The sequence below is a fragment of the Pseudomonas umsongensis genome, from assembly GCF_012647205.1.
In the GTDB taxonomy this organism is placed as follows: domain Bacteria; phylum Pseudomonadota; class Gammaproteobacteria; order Pseudomonadales; family Pseudomonadaceae; genus Aquipseudomonas; species Aquipseudomonas umsongensis.
Genome location: NZ_CP051487.1, coordinates 5,418,087 through 5,434,119, shown reverse-complemented (window position 1 = coordinate 5,434,119; position 16,033 = coordinate 5,418,087). Strand labels below are relative to the sequence as shown.

The following is a 16,033-nucleotide window of genomic DNA, read 5'->3' as shown; positions in this document are numbered from 1 at the left end:
CCCTCCAGTGCAGGAGGGTTCGCCATTGAGGTGGGGTGGGCAACAGATGGATGTTGACGCCGCGCACTCTTGAGGAACTTTGCAATGACGACTCGTCAGCCACTGTACAAATCCCTGTATTTCCAGGTGATCGTTGCAATTGTCATCGGTATTTTGCTCGGTCACTACTATCCACAGCTCGGTGTGGCCGTAAAACCGCTGGGTGACGGGTTCATCAAGCTGATCAAGATGATCATCGCGCCGATCATTTTCTGCACCGTGGTCAGCGGTATCGCTGGCATGCAGGACATGAAGTCGGTCGGCAAGACCGGCGGTTACGCACTGCTGTACTTCGAAATCGTTTCGACCATCGCCTTGCTGGTCGGACTGGTAGTGGTCAACATAGTCCAGCCGGGCGCCGGCATGCACATCGACGTGTCCACGCTGGATGCCTCCAAAGTGGCTGCCTATGTCTCGGCCGGTGCGGATCAAAGCGTCGTCGGCTTCCTGCTCAACGTGATCCCATCCACCATCGTCGGTGCGTTCGCCACCGGTGACATTCTGCAAGTGCTGATGTTCTCGGTGATCTTCGGTTTCGCCCTGCATCGCCTGGGTGCCTACGGCAAGCCGCTGCTGGACTTCATCGATCGCTTCGCCCACGTGATGTTCAACATCATCAACATGATCATGAAGCTCGCGCCAATCGGTGCCTTCGGTGCCATGGCTTTCACCATCGGTGCCTACGGTGTCGGCTCGCTGGTGCAACTGGGTCAGTTGATGGCCTGCTTCTACATCACCTGCCTGCTGTTCATCCTGATCGTGCTGGGCGGTATCGCCCGCGCTCATGGCTTCAGCGTGTTGAAGCTGATCCGCTACATCCGTGAAGAGCTGCTGATCGTGCTGGGTACGTCCTCTTCGGAGTCGGTGCTGCCGCGCATGCTGATCAAGATGGAGCGTCTGGGGGCGCAGAAGTCCGTGGTTGGCCTGGTAATCCCGACCGGCTACTCGTTCAACCTCGACGGTACTGCGATCTACCTGACCATGGCAGCCGTGTTCATTGCCCAGGCCACCGACACCCACATGGACATCACGCACCAGATCACCTTGCTGGTGGTGTTGCTGCTGTCTTCCAAAGGCGCTGCAGGCGTGACCGGTTCGGGCTTCATCGTACTGGCGGCCACCCTGTCCGCCGTAGGCCACCTGCCGGTTGCCGGTCTGGCGCTGATCCTGGGTATCGACCGTTTCATGTCCGAAGCCCGTGCATTGACCAACCTGGTCGGTAACGCCGTTGCCACCATCGTTGTGGCCAAATGGGTCAAGGAACTGGACACCGACGTGCTGCAAGCAGAGCTGGCCTCGGGCGGCCGCGGGATTGCCGACGAGCCTAAAGACGATGTTCTGGGCCACGTCGAAGGGGCTACCCCGACTAACGCCCGGTAAGCCTTGTTGTCATGAAAAACCCGCTTCGGCGGGTTTTTTCTTGCCCGGGATTTGAGCACAACGGTCATTGCGTTTGGCGCATAAGGTGATTGCTGCAAAGCGCTTGGCTGCCTAGGCTGGGGAATCATCCAGGGAGAACGCTCATGCTCGGTCCACTGGCATCACTCAAGGTTCTGGATTTCTCGACACTGCTGCCGGGGCCGTTCGCTTCGCTATTGCTGGCGGACATGGGCGCCGAGGTGCTGCGCATCGAATCGCCGGCCCGCATGGACCTGCTGCGCGAGCTGCCGCCGCACGATCAAGGTGTATCGGCCAGCCATGCCTACCTCAATCGCAACAAACGCAGCCTGGCTCTGGATCTCAAGCAGCCCGAAGCGATGGAAGTGATCAGGCAATTGTTGCAGGACTACGACATCGTGCTTGAGCAGTTCCGCCCCGGCGTCATGGAACGCTTGGGTCTGGGTTATGAGGCTCTGAAGGCGATCAAACCAGGACTGATCTATGTATCGATCACTGGTTACGGCCAAACCGGCCCCTATAAGGACCGTGCCGGCCATGACATCAATTACATGGCGCTGGCCGGGCTTTCGAGCTACAGCGGTCGCGCTGACAGTGGGCCGCTGCCGTTGGGCATGCAGGTGGCAGACATTGCCGGTGGTTCGCTGCACGGGGTCATCGGCCTGCTGGCCGCCGTGATCGCTCGACAGCAAACCGGACAGGGTCAGCACCTGGACGTGAGCATGACCGACTGCGTGTTCAGCTTGAATGCCATGGCGGGCGCCGGGTACCTGGCTTGTGGTGTCGAGCCGGATCGGGAAGACCAGATGCTCAATGGCGGCAGCTTCTATGACTATTATCGTTCCCGGGATGGGCGTTGGCTGTCTGTAGGCAGCCTGGAACCGGGGTTCATGAAACAGTTGTGTGCGGCGCTGGGGCTGGAGGAGTGGGCCAGCCTGGGGCTATCTGCGCAACCTGCACAGCAACGCAAGCTCAAGGATGCGCTGAAGACTGAGTTCGAAAAGCATGACTTTGCCGAGTTGTGCGCGCTGTTCGCCGAGCTGGACGCTTGTGTCGAGCCGGTACTGAGCCTGGGGGAAGCGGTGCGGCATCCGCAGTTGCAGGCTCGGGAGCTGGTGACACAAGTGCCTCGGGGTGATGGTTCGAGTCAGGCGCAGATGGCTTGCCCGTTGAAGTTTTCAGGCGGGTTGCCAGAGCCCAGGCATATTGGCGCGGCGCTGGGGCAGCATACGGATCAGGTGTTGGGAGAGTTGGGGTTCACTGCTGAACGGATTGCCGAGTTGCGACGTGCCAAGGTAATTCTTTAGCGCCTGCCAGTCCGCCTTCGCGAGCAAGCCCGCTCCCACATCGGATTTGAGCTGGAGCGAAAATTCCCTGTGGGAGCGGGCTTGCCCGCGAAGAGGCCGGCGCAGACACTGAAAATCCTGTTACTCAACCCGCATTTCGCCACTGAATACCAAGGTGTTGCGACACCGCCGACACAAATAGCGCCGCCCTTGGCGCACCAGGCCGTGACGTTGCGCCGAGAACGGGAAATCGCTGTCGGCGCACGGGCACTTGTAGATGTAGCGGGTCACGCTGCGGCGCTTGACGTCGTAGGTGTGGCAGCGGTTGGGCGGCAATTCGTAAACGCCGCGCATGATCAGTTGCCACTCTTCGCCATGGGGCTGGATGCGGTCGCCGAACAATTGATGGGCGATCAGGTGCGCGACCTCGTGAGCGACTGTCTGCTTGAGAAAGTCTTCGGTATTTTCACGGTACAACTGCGGATTGAAGCGCAGCAGGTTCTCGTGCAAGTGCGCGACACCGGCTTTTTGCCCACGCAGCTTAAAACTCACCACGGGGCGCTTGAAAGGTCGTTTGAAAAAGGATTCGGCTTGTTGGAAACAATCTTCGACGCGGTTATTGAGTTGCTCGGGCATGCTTGATGGATCTCCAGAGCGGTCGAGTATGCCGCAAGCCAGGGGCCTTGCGAATCTGCGAGGTGCCGAATGGTCTTCGGACTCTTTGTGCCTGGGCATTAAAAGGCCGCCTTGCGGCGGCCTGTGTCGGCAGATCTGATTTTTTTGTGGTGAGCTGTTAATTGGTATAGACCGGCCCCACGCCGAGTCCCCAGACAATCACGGTAAACGCCATGATGGCGACCAGCACCACCAGGCCTACGGCGAGCACCGAACTTGAAAACAGAAAGCCCTCGTCAGATGGAATGTTCATGAATGTTGGCAATCCCACATACAGCAGGTACACCGTGTAGCAGATGGCCGCCGTGCCGACGATCATCCCCAGCCACAAGTGGGGGTACAAGGCCGCGAGGCCGCCGATGAACAGCGGAGTAGCGGTATAGGTTGCGAACGCAATGCAGCGTGCGAGGCTCGGATTGGCGTCATAGGTGCGGGCCATCCAGTGGATGAACGCGCCCATCACCGCCACTCCGCCGAGCATCGCCAGGTACGACATGACTGTCATCCATAGTGCGCTTTCCACGGTCAGCATTACCGGCGGGCGATTGCCGATGACCCAGCCCACCTGTGTGGTCCCGATGAATGCCGATACCGCAGGTATCGCCGCCAGGATCAGCGTATGGGTCAGGTACATGTGGCTGATACTTTCTTCCTGATCGCCACGAATCTCTTTCCATTCTTGGTCAGGGTGGGTAAATAGCCCCACTACGTGATGGATCATGCCAGTCACTCCTCTTGTTTTTACCGTCGCCCCCCAGTGGAGCGCCCTACGGGCCAATGAGGCCAAGTAAGTACTAGGTCTGTATGTGATTGCGACCTTATGTCGCAGTATAGGAAGGACTTAACCCTACAGGGGGTGTGGCTTAGAGCAAATTGCGCTGTAAAGCGCCGGGGTAATCGCTGTTGCATCTGTAGGGCGGGCGATCCGTCGGGGCACTTCGCCCCTGGAGGGTTTTTGCGTAAAATGCCGGCCTTTCGTCACACCTCACGGATTTCGCGTCATGGGCACTCTTACGGTCAACCAGAACAAACTGCAAAAGCGCCTTCGCCGACAGGCCGGTGAGGCGGTCGCCGATTTCAACATGATTGAAGACGGGGACAAGGTCATGGTCTGCCTGTCCGGCGGCAAGGTATAAGCAAAGATTATTTTGTAAAACAGAAAATTCTTTAATTCTTAGCTTAAAAGCTTGCCGTATATCAGTTCTCCCTTCCTCTAATTTGACAAAGCTCGCTTCCGGCCTAATCTTCACCGATTGGTTATTGGACGAGGTATTTTGTCAATGAAAGTCAGACAGTACCAATATAATTCGATACCTTTCGTGTCCATAGTGGATGATTCGGATTGTCCGATCGATCCGTATGTTTCGTGTTATCTGAATGGGTCACTGTCTTCTAAAGCGCCAAATACAAGACTCAGGTACGCGAATGAACTGTTGTTCGTGCTTCAGTTTTTTTCTGAAAAAAAGATAGATCTTCCGGCGCGAATTGCGTCTGGAAAATTGATATCGCAGAAAGAATACATGCAGTTTTATGACGCGTGTTGCTTAATCAAGGATGTGTTTGATTCAAGTTTAAGTGTAAAAGAGTTTCGAGTAAGCGATAAGCATCTCCGGAATATTATTGTCGCCAATCAGAAAGGTATGGCAAAGGTATCAAATGAAACTTTGCAAGGCCGTATCAGAAGGCTTCGTTGTTTTCTTAAATGGCTGTTTGAACATTTTCATGGTGAATTCGGGGTTGAAGAAGATCTGAATGAGCGATTCGCTAGGCTGACTTCCAAAATTAAACTAGATGAAGAAAGTCTTGGGCGAAATCGCGGGCAAGAAATAAAAGGGGCTGACGAGTCTGTGATTCCTGATGAGGTTTTTACGAAACTACTGGAAATGATGATGCCTTCTTCACCTAATAATCCATTCAAAGGTGCAAGGGTAAGAAATTACTTGATAGTTAATTTGCTAATTTGCAGTGGTATCAGGAGAGGCGCGCTAGCGAAGGCAAAGGTTTCAGACTTTCATTTCTACGGAACTTATGATCAGGTATCTATATATCGCTCGGGAAATGACCCAACAGACTCACGTACAGAAAAACCCAACCAAAAGACTAAGGCGCATCTGGCGACGGTTGGTCAAGATTTGATGTTTCATGTTAAGTTCTATATTGATCAGATTCGGCCAGAATTTTCTCGGGCTCAGTATCATGATTTTTTATTAATCAGTGAAAATGATTCTAAAGGAACTGCAGGCCAACCACTTTCCTTAAAATCGATAAATTCAATTTTTCAGACCATTTCTAAGGCTTTGGGGTTTCATGTCCATCCTCATATGCTCCGCCATAAATGGAATGAGATTTTTGATGAAGAAGCGGATCGTGTTGGAACTGATCCAGCTCTTCGTGAGGACACCAGAAAATATGCGATGGGGTGGTCGCAAAACTCCACAATGGTCGACGTATACGATGATAAACGCTTGGCGCTTACGGCAAGGGAACTGTCGATAGCGCATCAGCAACGTATGGCGCAAAAAAGATGAACCACACAAACGGATCGATATCGACAAATGAAGTTGATATAGCGCCTTCATTTTTTTCAGCCAAGTCTGGTTTGATGGTCAATGCTTTAGATGATGAATGGGTAATACTTCCAAATAAAGGGAAAGGAGCGCAGGTTAGTGTTGGCTGGGTTCATGCTTCGGATATGTCAGGAACTGAAAAAGAGTTGATTTTGGAAGTATTTGTTTATTACGTAAGAACAAAGGCTGCGAGCACTGCCTGGGGAGTTGTTTCCAATATAAGATCTTTTGTCTTGGGTGGCATACCTTCGTTAGATAAAGTTAAGACATTATGGAGTGGTTTGAGTACGCATAAGAAAAAGGCTCTTAACCAGTTTTTCGGTACTTTATCAAAAATGGGGCATAAGAAATTTCATGGCTACCACAAATTCACAAGAGAACGTTTAGATAAAAGTAGTGTTAATCCGCTTGATTCGTCCACAGGTGCTTTTAACGATGTTGAGTTTGATTCGTTGGCGAAGAAAATCAATGAAAGCCTGCAGCAATTCAAGTGGAATGCTGAACGAGAGCTTTCCTTTTACCAGTCATCGATGCGTTATGGTGTTCTAAAAAATATGGTGACGACTAAGTTGTTGGTGTCCATTGTTCGTCGGCCAATCCAGATTGCGCTTTTGAAATGGTCAGATTTGATTCCCTCAGGTTCAAGTTTTCACGATGCGGCAATACTTAGTGTGGACGAAATAGGCAGCTTGGGGGGAGAGACGCTTCAACTTAGAGTGTACATCGCTAAGTCTACGGGAATGCTTTTTTCACGGGAGTGTCCCGAGAGACATCCATTGTATATTTCTGAAGAGTTAGCAAAAGTGCTCATTGAGTTTAAGGGCGTAGTCCTCAGTGGGCTTAAGCTGCTTATGACCTCATCTGAGGTTGACGTTGATGATGCTGAGCTTCTGACTTTAATGAACGATATTCCTATGTTTCCAGATATAAGCTTGTTTTCATTGAGAGTTGAGTCTTTAGATTTCTTTAGAAGTCTTTTTTCTTCCCGCTCTACTGCCTACCATGTATCGGAATCGACCATCACAAATGCCATCAGGTGCGTTCGTCCCAGCTCTGATCGCGTTGCGGATTGTATAGCCAGTTCTAATAGGGTTCGTCATACCGTGTTAACTCGAGGTGCTCAAGATGGACTCTCTGCTGCACAATTGGCTAAAATAACCGGTGTGACCGTGCCAGCTGCAAGGCACTACATTGACTTGGATTACAAGTCTAGACGGGAGATTGACTCAAAATATATAGGCAACGAATTTCTTAAGGCTGCGTTTAGCGGCTCCTTAACTTTGATCCGGGAAAGAGAGGAACTTATAGTTGATCAGAACTTCAGTCCCGTTGGTGGGGCGCGAAATGAGCGTGTATGCCATACCTGTTCCACAGTTATGGGACGGCCGTTGGGCTGTTATGGGTGTCCGAATTTCCTTCCAATACTCGAGGCAGACCACAGATCGGTCTTAGAATCAGCTGAGGACAAACTTACTGTAAATCGCACCGCCTTACTCAATCCTCTTCATACTCGCAGTATCGAAAAACTAGAGCGGCAGATAGTTTGGGTCAAATTGACTATTGCCGTTTGCGATGAGACCCTTGCAAGGCAGCGCTCAATAGATGATTAATAAATACGTAGACCGACTGGAATCACTCATCTATTTATATCGAGAGTCGGATTTTTTACAATTTGAGGGGCCTAGCGGAAAGAAGGCAGATTTCGATGATCTAATTTGGTACCACATTGATCCTATTACGGGCCGCAATAATAGGTATCTCTGCGGCATACATGGGAAAAAGGGTAGAGGCAATGCCGGTAATCTGCCTGGCGATGCCCTGTCTTATCCTTATAGTTATCTGATAAAAGTGTGGGTTATCGAAACGACCAATACGAATTTGTCTGCCAATGAAAAAAAAGCTCGAACATCTGCTGCTAGAAAGATGCTTTCATACATGGACGGCGATCTTTACGTCCAATCAGAGTCTACAGTACGGAGTCTTAATTTTGGAGAACGTACTATCGCCCGGCTGCGTCCGTTTTTCGATTTCTGTGCAAATAACGGGCTGATGAGGAAAATTGATTTACAGGCAGTTGATAACAGGGACAGGTCGGGGCATGCCAGTTTTGATAAGAAGTTAGAGAAACTCCCCGATATCAGTGCAGTTTTAGCCTTAGGAAATATTTTTTCGACAGTATTCGAACATGTTGATGACAAAGGAGCGGTCGTCCCCGGTAAGGAAGTTAAAATCCATGATGCAATGATTTTAACGTTTACTCTTCTATCTCTCGCATCACCTAATCGTACTTCTGCAGAAATTCCAGTCCTGCCTAAGCAAATGCTTCAGTCTCACTCAGAGAGAGAGGGAGAGCTTGTTTATTATCTTGATTGGATTGGAAGCAAGGGATACAAAAATAACCAGAATCACGTACTTTCGGCGCTTGCTGAGCCAATCAACAAAGCCGTAAACTTTTTTTTCAATGCGTGTGAACCCGCTAGAATATTATGCAGATTCTATGAAAAGCCTGGTAGAAATTGGAAGCGGCTGCTTGGGAATTTCGAAATTGAGCCAAAGTTAGAGAAAAACCTGAATTTGAAACAACAGCCGAATCTTTTTACGCTGGGCTATGCATTAGGCTTTTATAAAATAGATGATTGCGTTCCTATACTAAAAAAGGGAGCTGATGTAACGTGCACTCATCCTAATCATAGAGGTCGTTTTTTTGAAAGCAAGCCAATTTTTTCTCTACGGCCTGATGATCAATTGTCTATTTCGAAGTCTAAAAAGACTAAATTATCTGGCTTGCCCATTCTATTCGGATATACAGAACTGCCAAAAATATTTGCTGATAAGGATGTCGTAACGGTTAGAGAGGTTCAAGATTGGTGGATTTCTTTTTATAGTAAAAAAATTCTACCCGAGTTTCCATTCTCTTTCTCTAGCGGTGAGTCGAGCATTAAGCTAAAAAGCGCTATGTTTTGCTTTTTGGGAAGTTGGTTTTATGGAGATTCAAATACTCCAGGTGGAGGTGGAAAGGTACTTCAAAAGACGAATTACGCTATTGTGCCTTTGAACTCATTAGCAAGCTCCATTTTAACTCGACTTTGCCCCCCTAAAAATAGAGATTCGATTTTTACTGACTATGGATATTCTTCAGAACTTAGGTTGGCTCCAAATCAGTTGCGGCATCTAACAAACACTCTCGCTGATTTGAGTGATATTCCAGTTGAAATTATCACTGCTTGGTCAGGTAGAAAGAACTCTGAGCAAACTCATACCTATATCCACACGAGTGATGAAGTAAAATCGAGCCGGGTAAGCGCGATAGTAAATCCGCCTGAGTTCGACAAAAATTCTATTAGAGCCTATTCAAGGGAGCAGCTTTCGACAGATACGAATCTTCCTGCCTCGATCACATCGACGGGAATTTGTACTCAAAATCTACATGTAAATCCTTGCAATTATTTGAACGATTTCATCTCCCAGTGTCTTTTGTGTCCTGAGGCTTGTCATATTGCCGGCGATGAGATTGCTATGGAACTTTTGGAGAAAGATTTAGGGTTTCAAACCGCGCGGCTAGAGTCAGTAACAGGCGATATTCGCTTAGCAGCGTCTTCGGCAATGAAAAAATGGTATGTTATCCATTCTCGAAATGTTCGAGTTCTTTCAATGTTGATTGATCTGATGAAAAGTTGTTCCGCAGGTACGGTAATTCGTTACTCGAACAAAAACTCTGAATTTAATCTGATCGATTTAAATACAATGGTCATAACGAAAGTTACGTGTGCGCTTCCAAATTTTGAGGCTCGCTTAAAAGTTTTGATTGACGATAACGTTACGAGCGCTACAACTGATACCAATCCTCAGCTACGCTCTCTTTTTTCGTCTTTCGGACTGTCCGATAAGGAGGTATGACATGGTGGAACCAAAAATATCTGCCCAGGCGCAACGTAAGATAGAGATTATGCTGACCAAGTGGACAGGGAAGCTTACTTGGGATGCGTTAGTGACAAAGGTTGAGCTTGAATTCGCAATAAAAACTACAAGACAAACTCTATGCACTTATGTGGGTATAGCTACATCATATAAAAATAAGAAGGCACAACTTCGAGGCGCATCACCCTCTCTCTACACAAAAATAACAGCTTCTGATGTGAAGTTGATTGAGCAGATAGAGCACCTGAAGGCTGAGGTTGAGGTGCTGAAAAGAAATAATGCTGAGCAACTTAGAATGATTGAAAGAATGCTATTGAACGCGGAAACAATTCCCAATCTAGACCTCTATGCTTTAGTTAAGAGGAGGCCTGAGGAAATCCAAAAAACTGATGTATAAATTATTTGAATTATGCATATCTATTTAATCTAATTTTTAGGATGTGGTGAGCTTTACTTTTTTGGCGGTGGTTCAATTGGTTTGCAATATTATATTTGTGTCTTTTAACGCTTCAGATTTAAATAAATTTCTACGGTAATAGTTCTGCGGGCCTGCATCCCAGGCTTTCGGCAATCTGGTATAGCTTTTCGACCGTAATATTGACTTCGCCACGCTCAATTCGGCCCATGTAGCTTCGGTCAACTTGGCAAATAAGAGCGAAGGCGTCTTGCGATAGACCTTTTGCTTTTCTCGCTTGCCTGATCTTTTTCCCCAATTCTTTCGCCAGATTCCCCATAGCCGCCTCGAAACGTATGAGGAAAGACTATCGAGTGTTTGCGGACGAATCGGCCACGGACTATAATCCGCATTTTTGTTTAAAGATCATTGAGGCGCCTGCATGAAGCAAGATTTATTCGAATTTGACAGGCAGCTCCATTCTCTGCTTTGCGAGCATTTTTCTGGGGAATTCACGACCCGTCAGTTGAGAGACGCGTACGCAGCACTCCTTCCTCCCTCAAGCTTTCGGCTCGCGGATGTGCGCGTGTATGTTTATGAACAGGTCCGCAGATTGATTCGCATTGGCTGGGCAGAGATGGCAGTGCAGCGTCAAAAGCGCGGGCAGGTGTTTCGTATGCTGGAGATGCCTCAGCGGCTGCAGCTTGTGCTGGTAGATGGGAACTTCTCCCTGGCCGTCGATCCTCTGAAGTCTCCAGCAAATGAGGAAAGAGAAACACCATGCCCTGTGCCTAGCTCAAAGGAAGGGCAAGACGACCAGGCCCGCCTTCAAGCGATGCTAAAGGAGACCCGGCTTGATCTGCTTTCATCCTTGGGCGAGACCGAGCGGTACAAGCAGTTGTTTGAGGAAATTCCTCATCTGAAGGGGCGTTTTGAAGGGGTATATCTGGAAGTCCGTGATAGGAGCTCAAAGCTACTTGGTCACGTTCGTGCAATCGAGAATACGCTTAAGGCGATTTCTGCCGCATGAATTCTACTCTCAGGGTATGGCAGCACGACTGCATTACGTTGGCTATGCAGCACTACACCCATCAACCTCATTTTTTTTGCCAAGCAACTCCCGGTGCCGGCAAAACCAAAATGGCGGCAGAGCTGGCCGGACAATTGCTCAAGCACGACAAGATAGATCTGATCCTCTGCTTTGCTCCATCACGACAGACAATGGATGGATTTCAGAGAACGTTTTCCGCAGTTCTGGGTAAACGCCTGGATGGGTTGATAGGTGCCGTCGGTGCTGCCTGCACATATCAAGGAATGGAATATCGAGACGCAGCATTCTGGAAACTGTTCGACGACTATAGGGTGTTCGCAGTTTTCGATGAAATCCATCACTGCGCTGGCCATGACTTGCTGTTAAGCAATGCATGGGGTCAGCAGATTGTGCAAAGGATTCAAGATCGCGCCACCTTCACTCTTGCCCTCTCGGGAACACCCTGGAGGTCTGACCAAAAGGCAATAGCGCTTGCTCGATATTCTCATCCAGACGGGGTGCTGATCTGCGATTATCGATATGGCCTGCAGGAAGCAATCGCTGACGGCGTATGCCGCTCGCCGCGCATCGTCGTGTTGGATAACAATATGGTGCGGTTAACTGAAACGCTATCTAGAGAAGGCACCGTCACGACGTATACGAGTATAGCCAGGCTACTTTCTGAGTCGCCCGTGTCTTATGAGGATCTGCTGTTCCATGACGATATCCTGCGGCAGATTCTGTCGTTAGGGTGCACAAAGCTTCGCGAAATCCGTGAACGCCATCCCGAAGCCGGGGGCCTGGTGGTTGCGACAAACATTGAGCACGCGCACCGCATTGCTGACCTTATGCGTACCCAGGGGGAGGTTTGCCAGGTCGTGACCAATAAGACGCCAAACGCGCAGCAGCTCATCAATGATTTTCGACATGGTGGTTGCGCCTGGATTATTGCGGTAGGGATGATCAGCGAGGGGACGGACATACCCAGGCTGCAGGTTTGCTGTCATCTAAGTCGTATACGTACCGAACTGCACTATCGTCAGGTCTTGGGCAGAATCCTCCGGCGCTCAAGTGATGTGGATGAAAAAGCTTGGCTGTACGTTCTCGCGGAACCTGCGCTCCAGCAGTACTCGGAGCGTTTGGCCGATGATCTGCCCGATGATCATGCCGTGTTGAGTGTCGTGCGTGCTTCGGAATTTGAGTGCGAAGACAAGATTGAAGATCATCCAGAAGATCCTAGCGGTATTGAAATCTCCATCTTAGGAGGCTCAATGGGCGGAACCTTTTCCCGAATGGGGAGCGATCATGCAATATCGGTTTTTGGCTCGGATGAGCCTGCATTCTATGAACTCAACTTTTCACAGCACTACCGAACTCAGCTTCTGAGCGTGTATTGATCGCATGGGGGCACCAGCGTAGCTGTGCTTGGTAAAGCTCAGCTTCGGCTTCCCTGTGACCTGACCTAGCGGGCGAAAACGTCGGATTCCAAAAGCTCGTTTTGAGAGCAGCAAAACATTGTTCTTGCCACCAATCTGAGAAGCCTGTCGTGCGAAAACAGAAAACTAAACGTAAAAAAAAGAAATTCATCAAGCCGTTGATGGCCATCAAAATCACTCGCGAGGCGCGTGAATTGCTCGAAAAACGTTCAGCTCGCGCGAGTCGATTCCTGGATGTGATATCGACTGTCGATGCTAATTAATAGCCCGAGCTCAAAATTTCACTCCATAGGAACTATTTGGATTGAAAGCCGTTTCGACAAATGCGGAGTATGAGTGTTGGCTATATCTGCGGAGGCTATGCGTGCGAAGGCGTACCGTTCTTACAGATCCCGCCTAGAGGTGATCGTCCGTATTCCTTCAACGGCCTCGGATCATGAAATCCACGCAATGATTAGGATCGGTTTTCCGACCTACAGCCTCGAGTCGTTTCTCGAATACTGCAGTGCAAGCCTACTCGATTGTCGGGGCATCATATTTCCAGTAATGCGTGATGAGAATGTTTTGCGTGGTCAGCGGCTGAGTAAGAATGATAGTGCACAACTGTTTCGCCTCGCACACATCATCGCGCTTACAGAGGTGATTTTCGGCAATGACGACAAGGCTCGACGTTGGTTGACTGCACCGAAGGAGGGTTTTTCTGGCGCAACGCCGATAGCGATGCTTTCCACCATCCAAGGTGCTCAGGCAGTTGAGCAGATGCTAATTCAAGCTGTTGAGGGGATTTCTTTTTGATTCAGTGATTCTTAACTCACGATCTCAGCGTGAGCTAAACCCGTCCTCGTGGCCCAAAAAATGTTGCTTCGTCCGTCACGACAAAATAGGTCCGTTTCTGGTTTTCCATATTCACGATGGCACGGGGAGGGACCTCTTGTCCCAGCTTGACGGTCAATGCAGATCAATCTGCTCAGCTATCGTAGTCAACCGATGACTGCTTTTGGCCGATTTCTGCCCGTCATCAAGGGCTGCAGTCGACCCATTGCGGCCAGTCGCTGCAGGCGATAATCAGCAATGTGTCTACGAAATCCGGGCTATGAAGTCTCAACAGCTATGGTTTTGCGGCGTGACCATCATCCGTTGGTTTTTTCTCCGGAACAATAAAACTCACTATCGTACTGGTCAGGATTTTGTGAGTCGGGTCGGCCACTTCAAGAAGAACCTTGTGAGTGCCAGGCGTCAGCCCAACCAAGATAATCGGGTCTTCACTGGTGTGCGCCCATGTACCTTTCCAGTCGTCGACGGTCACGTGAAGGTGACCGAGACGTGGTGATACTTCAGCAGCTGCTTTGCCGAATACCGGCATGATCCTGGCGTGCTCTGTTCGATACTGGATAATGACAACACCCCGGGCGAGCGGCTCGGCAAGCGGCGGAAAGGCAGAGAGTTTTGGCAGCGTCTCAGATTCCAATGGGAGTATTGCCGGTGGGTGATTGCTGTCTGCTTCTCCTTGACCGAATGCTGCTATGCAAAAAAAGCCCAAGGCAAAGGCAAACAGATTTCTGAGAGCGAGGGACATGGAGTTTTCCTCCCGCGTGGTTTCGATTATTTCGATCGGCAGTGGCAGTGCGCTTACTATTTCTCGCTTGTAACCAGATTAAGGCAGTTCTAGTACAAGCCTCTCTACACTGACAGGTATGAAATGGGATGCATTGATGCGCTCGTTGAGTCTATTCAAAAACGCCTCGGCCTCTGCATGACTGCGAAATTTGACGCACCAGGCGTCCATCCAAACAACCCAGCCTTCAGCGGCGCTCGCTTTCTCGATTTTGAGCAGCATTCCTGAATTCCTCCGTACTCCGTTTCAGTTCGACTTCGAGTGCAGACGAAACACTAGGATGTGGGACGCGATCCCTTCTCGACACGAATGATAAGCCTAGCAGCGGCGAGAAATATTTGTGGGTTCATGGGCGATCTTGAATGGCTGCTATTAACCATTGCAGCCGGTCGCGATAGGCAGCACAAGGCCAGAAGCGACTGTCAACGCAGGTCTGCTTCCCGCCAGAAGCGCTCGGTTCCGATCCTGCTTCGGATCAGGCACTTAGGCGTTGATGTTGGTCTGGCCAATGTCACCACCGAAGATCGCAAGAATGTTGGATTTTTCGGCTGCCCCGACAATTGCCGAGATCGCCATGACCAAGGTCGTCACCAGGGTGAGTTTCGATAGCCACTTGCGTATAGGAATCATCTGACTTGCTCCCTTGCTCGCTGGGGTTTGTGGAGCAACGGAACAGTAAGTGCACTTAAGCCCGACCATCTTCTCTCAGCGCCATAATCTAGGTTCTCTTCAACCCCATCCCTTCCTTGATTCCGTACTTAACTACGGAGATAGAGTCGACTCGTGGAAATAAAACCCGAGAGGAGGCTGTTATGAAATACCTAAGACTACTGCTGATAGTTGGTTCGACTCTGCTGTCATCCACGATATGGGCCGAGGGCGGGAGCGATCGTTCGATTGAGCGGGCCGCCTCTATGCACGACAAGGCTGAGGCGGCCTTGGTGGTGAAGATTGAGCAACGAGGGGGCACGGCGGCTAGCCGTGTCGAAGAGCAGCCCGCCTGTTCACCTGCAGGGTAGGACATGAGCGACCGCCGCACGCTCCACTCAACCAGACTCAGCGTGAGCCGTCCTGATAAGGCGCGAGCGTAGATGTCAGTTACCCATCTGTGGCCTCTGCAAGTGCTCCTTCGGCCATTCAGCGGCGCTCATTGAGCGTCGCTTTTTTTAAGCCCCCAGCCGACCAACAGGGGCGCCTTACGAAACGGCTGATCGTAGGTCAACGCGGCACTTTGTTGCTATGCAGTGAAAGGATCAGCGGACAGGAAACAGTCCCGTGGCTCGCACAACAGTCCTGAACCAGTTGCTCCAAAACTGACTCGATCCGCTTCAAATCCGCAAGTTTCCCGCGCACATCCCCAAGCTTCTGCTCAGCGAGCACACGCGCGTCATCGCAGTGAGCGCCGTCATCCAGCCTCAATAGCCCCGCCACTTCTTCGAGGCTAAAGCCCAGCCGTTGCGCGGATTTGACGAATTTCACCCGTGCAACATCCGCCTCGCCGTAGCGGCGAATGCTGCCGTAGGGCTTGTCCGGTTCGGGCAACAGCTCCTTGCGTTGATAGAACCGGATGGTTTCCACGTTGACCCCGGCCGCCTTGGCGAAAGCGCCGATGGTCAGTCTTTCAAAATTGTTTTTCATACCGCTTGATTCCGTACATGACTACGGAAGTAACCTT

The 16,033-nt window shown here is 50.2% G+C and carries 17 protein-coding genes and 1 pseudogene; 11 read left to right on the top strand and 7 right to left on the bottom strand.

The genetic code is table 11. From position 1 onward, the window contains the following. Positions 1-84 precede the first annotated feature (84 nt). Positions 85-1,419 (top strand): dicarboxylate/amino acid:cation symporter, encoded by a 1,335-nt coding sequence (locus tag HGP31_RS24490; protein ID WP_020800617.1) that lies wholly within the window; start codon positions 85-87, stop codon positions 1,417-1,419. A gap of 143 nt (positions 1,420-1,562) precedes the next feature. Further along, positions 1,563-2,744, top strand: a complete 1,182-nt coding sequence (locus HGP31_RS24485; protein ID WP_168758839.1) for a CaiB/BaiF CoA transferase family protein — start codon at positions 1,563-1,565, stop codon at positions 2,742-2,744. 120 nt (positions 2,745-2,864) lie between these two features. On the opposite strand, the gene HGP31_RS24480 is transcribed toward HGP31_RS24485, so the two are convergent. Continuing rightward, entirely contained in the window at positions 2,865-3,359 is a 495-nt protein-coding gene (locus tag HGP31_RS24480) for a SprT family zinc-dependent metalloprotease (protein WP_033040846.1), read from the bottom strand. A 157-nt stretch (positions 3,360-3,516) separates the two neighbouring features. Beyond that, a complete protein-coding gene (locus HGP31_RS24475) occupies positions 3,517-4,119 on the bottom strand; it encodes a Yip1 family protein (RefSeq protein ID WP_020800620.1) in 603 nt (200 codons plus the stop codon). Positions 4,120-4,399: 280 nt separating this feature from the next. On the opposite strand from HGP31_RS24475, the pseudogene HGP31_RS30645 reads away from it, so the two are divergent. The 5 genes and pseudogenes from HGP31_RS30645 to HGP31_RS24455 all read left to right on the top strand — a co-directional run. Continuing rightward, a pseudogene (locus HGP31_RS30645) lies at positions 4,400-4,528 on the top strand (tRNA 2-thiocytidine(32) synthetase TtcA); the annotation flags it as partial. A gap of 309 nt (positions 4,529-4,837) precedes the next feature. Further along, positions 4,838-5,926: a site-specific integrase gene (locus HGP31_RS24470; protein ID WP_240963508.1), complete on the top strand. Its 1,089-nt coding sequence runs from the start codon at positions 4,838-4,840 to the stop codon at positions 5,924-5,926. Next, positions 5,923-7,575, top strand: coding sequence for a hypothetical protein (locus HGP31_RS24465; RefSeq protein WP_168758837.1), 1,653 nt, complete (start codon positions 5,923-5,925; stop codon positions 7,573-7,575). Before HGP31_RS24470 ends, HGP31_RS24465 begins: the two co-directional genes overlap by 4 nt. Continuing rightward, on the top strand, positions 7,568-9,862 hold the full coding sequence (locus HGP31_RS24460) for a hypothetical protein (RefSeq protein WP_168758836.1): 2,295 nt from the start codon (positions 7,568-7,570) through the stop codon (positions 9,860-9,862). The genes HGP31_RS24465 and HGP31_RS24460 overlap by 8 nt, the downstream gene beginning before the upstream one ends. Position 9,863: 1 nt before the next feature. Then, on the top strand, positions 9,864-10,280 hold the full coding sequence (locus HGP31_RS24455) for a hypothetical protein (protein ID WP_168758835.1): 417 nt from the start codon (positions 9,864-9,866) through the stop codon (positions 10,278-10,280). Between the two features lie 130 nt (positions 10,281-10,410). On the opposite strand, the gene HGP31_RS24450 is transcribed toward HGP31_RS24455, so the two are convergent. Then, positions 10,411-10,617 (bottom strand): helix-turn-helix domain-containing protein, encoded by a 207-nt coding sequence (locus tag HGP31_RS24450; protein WP_168758834.1) that lies wholly within the window; start codon positions 10,615-10,617, stop codon positions 10,411-10,413. A 102-nt stretch (positions 10,618-10,719) separates the two neighbouring features. On the opposite strand from HGP31_RS24450, the gene HGP31_RS24445 reads away from it, so the two are divergent. From HGP31_RS24445 to HGP31_RS24435, 3 genes are all read left to right on the top strand, one after another. Continuing rightward, a complete protein-coding gene (locus HGP31_RS24445) occupies positions 10,720-11,307 on the top strand; it encodes a hypothetical protein (RefSeq protein WP_168758833.1) in 588 nt (195 codons plus the stop codon). Beyond that, positions 11,304-12,704, top strand: a complete 1,401-nt coding sequence (locus HGP31_RS24440) for a DEAD/DEAH box helicase (RefSeq protein ID WP_168758832.1) — start codon at positions 11,304-11,306, stop codon at positions 12,702-12,704. Before HGP31_RS24445 ends, HGP31_RS24440 begins: the two co-directional genes overlap by 4 nt. A gap of 489 nt (positions 12,705-13,193) precedes the next feature. Continuing rightward, positions 13,194-13,538, top strand: a complete 345-nt coding sequence (locus HGP31_RS24435) for an MbcA/ParS/Xre antitoxin family protein (RefSeq protein WP_240963507.1) — start codon at positions 13,194-13,196, stop codon at positions 13,536-13,538. A 313-nt stretch (positions 13,539-13,851) separates the two neighbouring features. Here the strand turns inward: HGP31_RS24435 and HGP31_RS24430 are convergent, their stop codons facing one another. The 3 genes from HGP31_RS24430 to HGP31_RS24420 form a co-directional block, all read right to left on the bottom strand. Further along, entirely contained in the window at positions 13,852-14,319 is a 468-nt protein-coding gene (locus HGP31_RS24430) for a DUF6130 family protein (RefSeq protein WP_168758831.1), read from the bottom strand. Positions 14,320-14,397: 78 nt separating this feature from the next. Then, on the bottom strand, positions 14,398-14,580 hold the full coding sequence (locus HGP31_RS24425) for a hypothetical protein (protein ID WP_168758830.1): 183 nt from the start codon (positions 14,578-14,580) through the stop codon (positions 14,398-14,400). Positions 14,581-14,841: 261 nt separating this feature from the next. Then, positions 14,842-14,988: a hypothetical protein gene (locus HGP31_RS24420; protein WP_168756985.1), complete on the bottom strand. Its 147-nt coding sequence runs from the start codon at positions 14,986-14,988 to the stop codon at positions 14,842-14,844. Positions 14,989-15,170: 182 nt separating this feature from the next. Here HGP31_RS24420 and HGP31_RS30745 point away from each other — a divergent pair, with 182 nt between their 5' ends. Continuing rightward, complete coding sequence (locus tag HGP31_RS30745) at positions 15,171-15,377, top strand: co-regulatory protein PtrA N-terminal domain-containing protein (protein WP_277352211.1); 207 nt, start codon at positions 15,171-15,173, stop codon at positions 15,375-15,377. A 199-nt stretch (positions 15,378-15,576) separates the two neighbouring features. Here HGP31_RS30745 and merR read toward each other — a convergent pair whose 3' ends face one another. After that, entirely contained in the window at positions 15,577-15,996 is a 420-nt protein-coding gene (gene merR / locus HGP31_RS24415; protein WP_168758829.1) for an Hg(II)-responsive transcriptional regulator, read from the bottom strand. Positions 15,997-16,033: the final 37 nt, after the last annotated feature.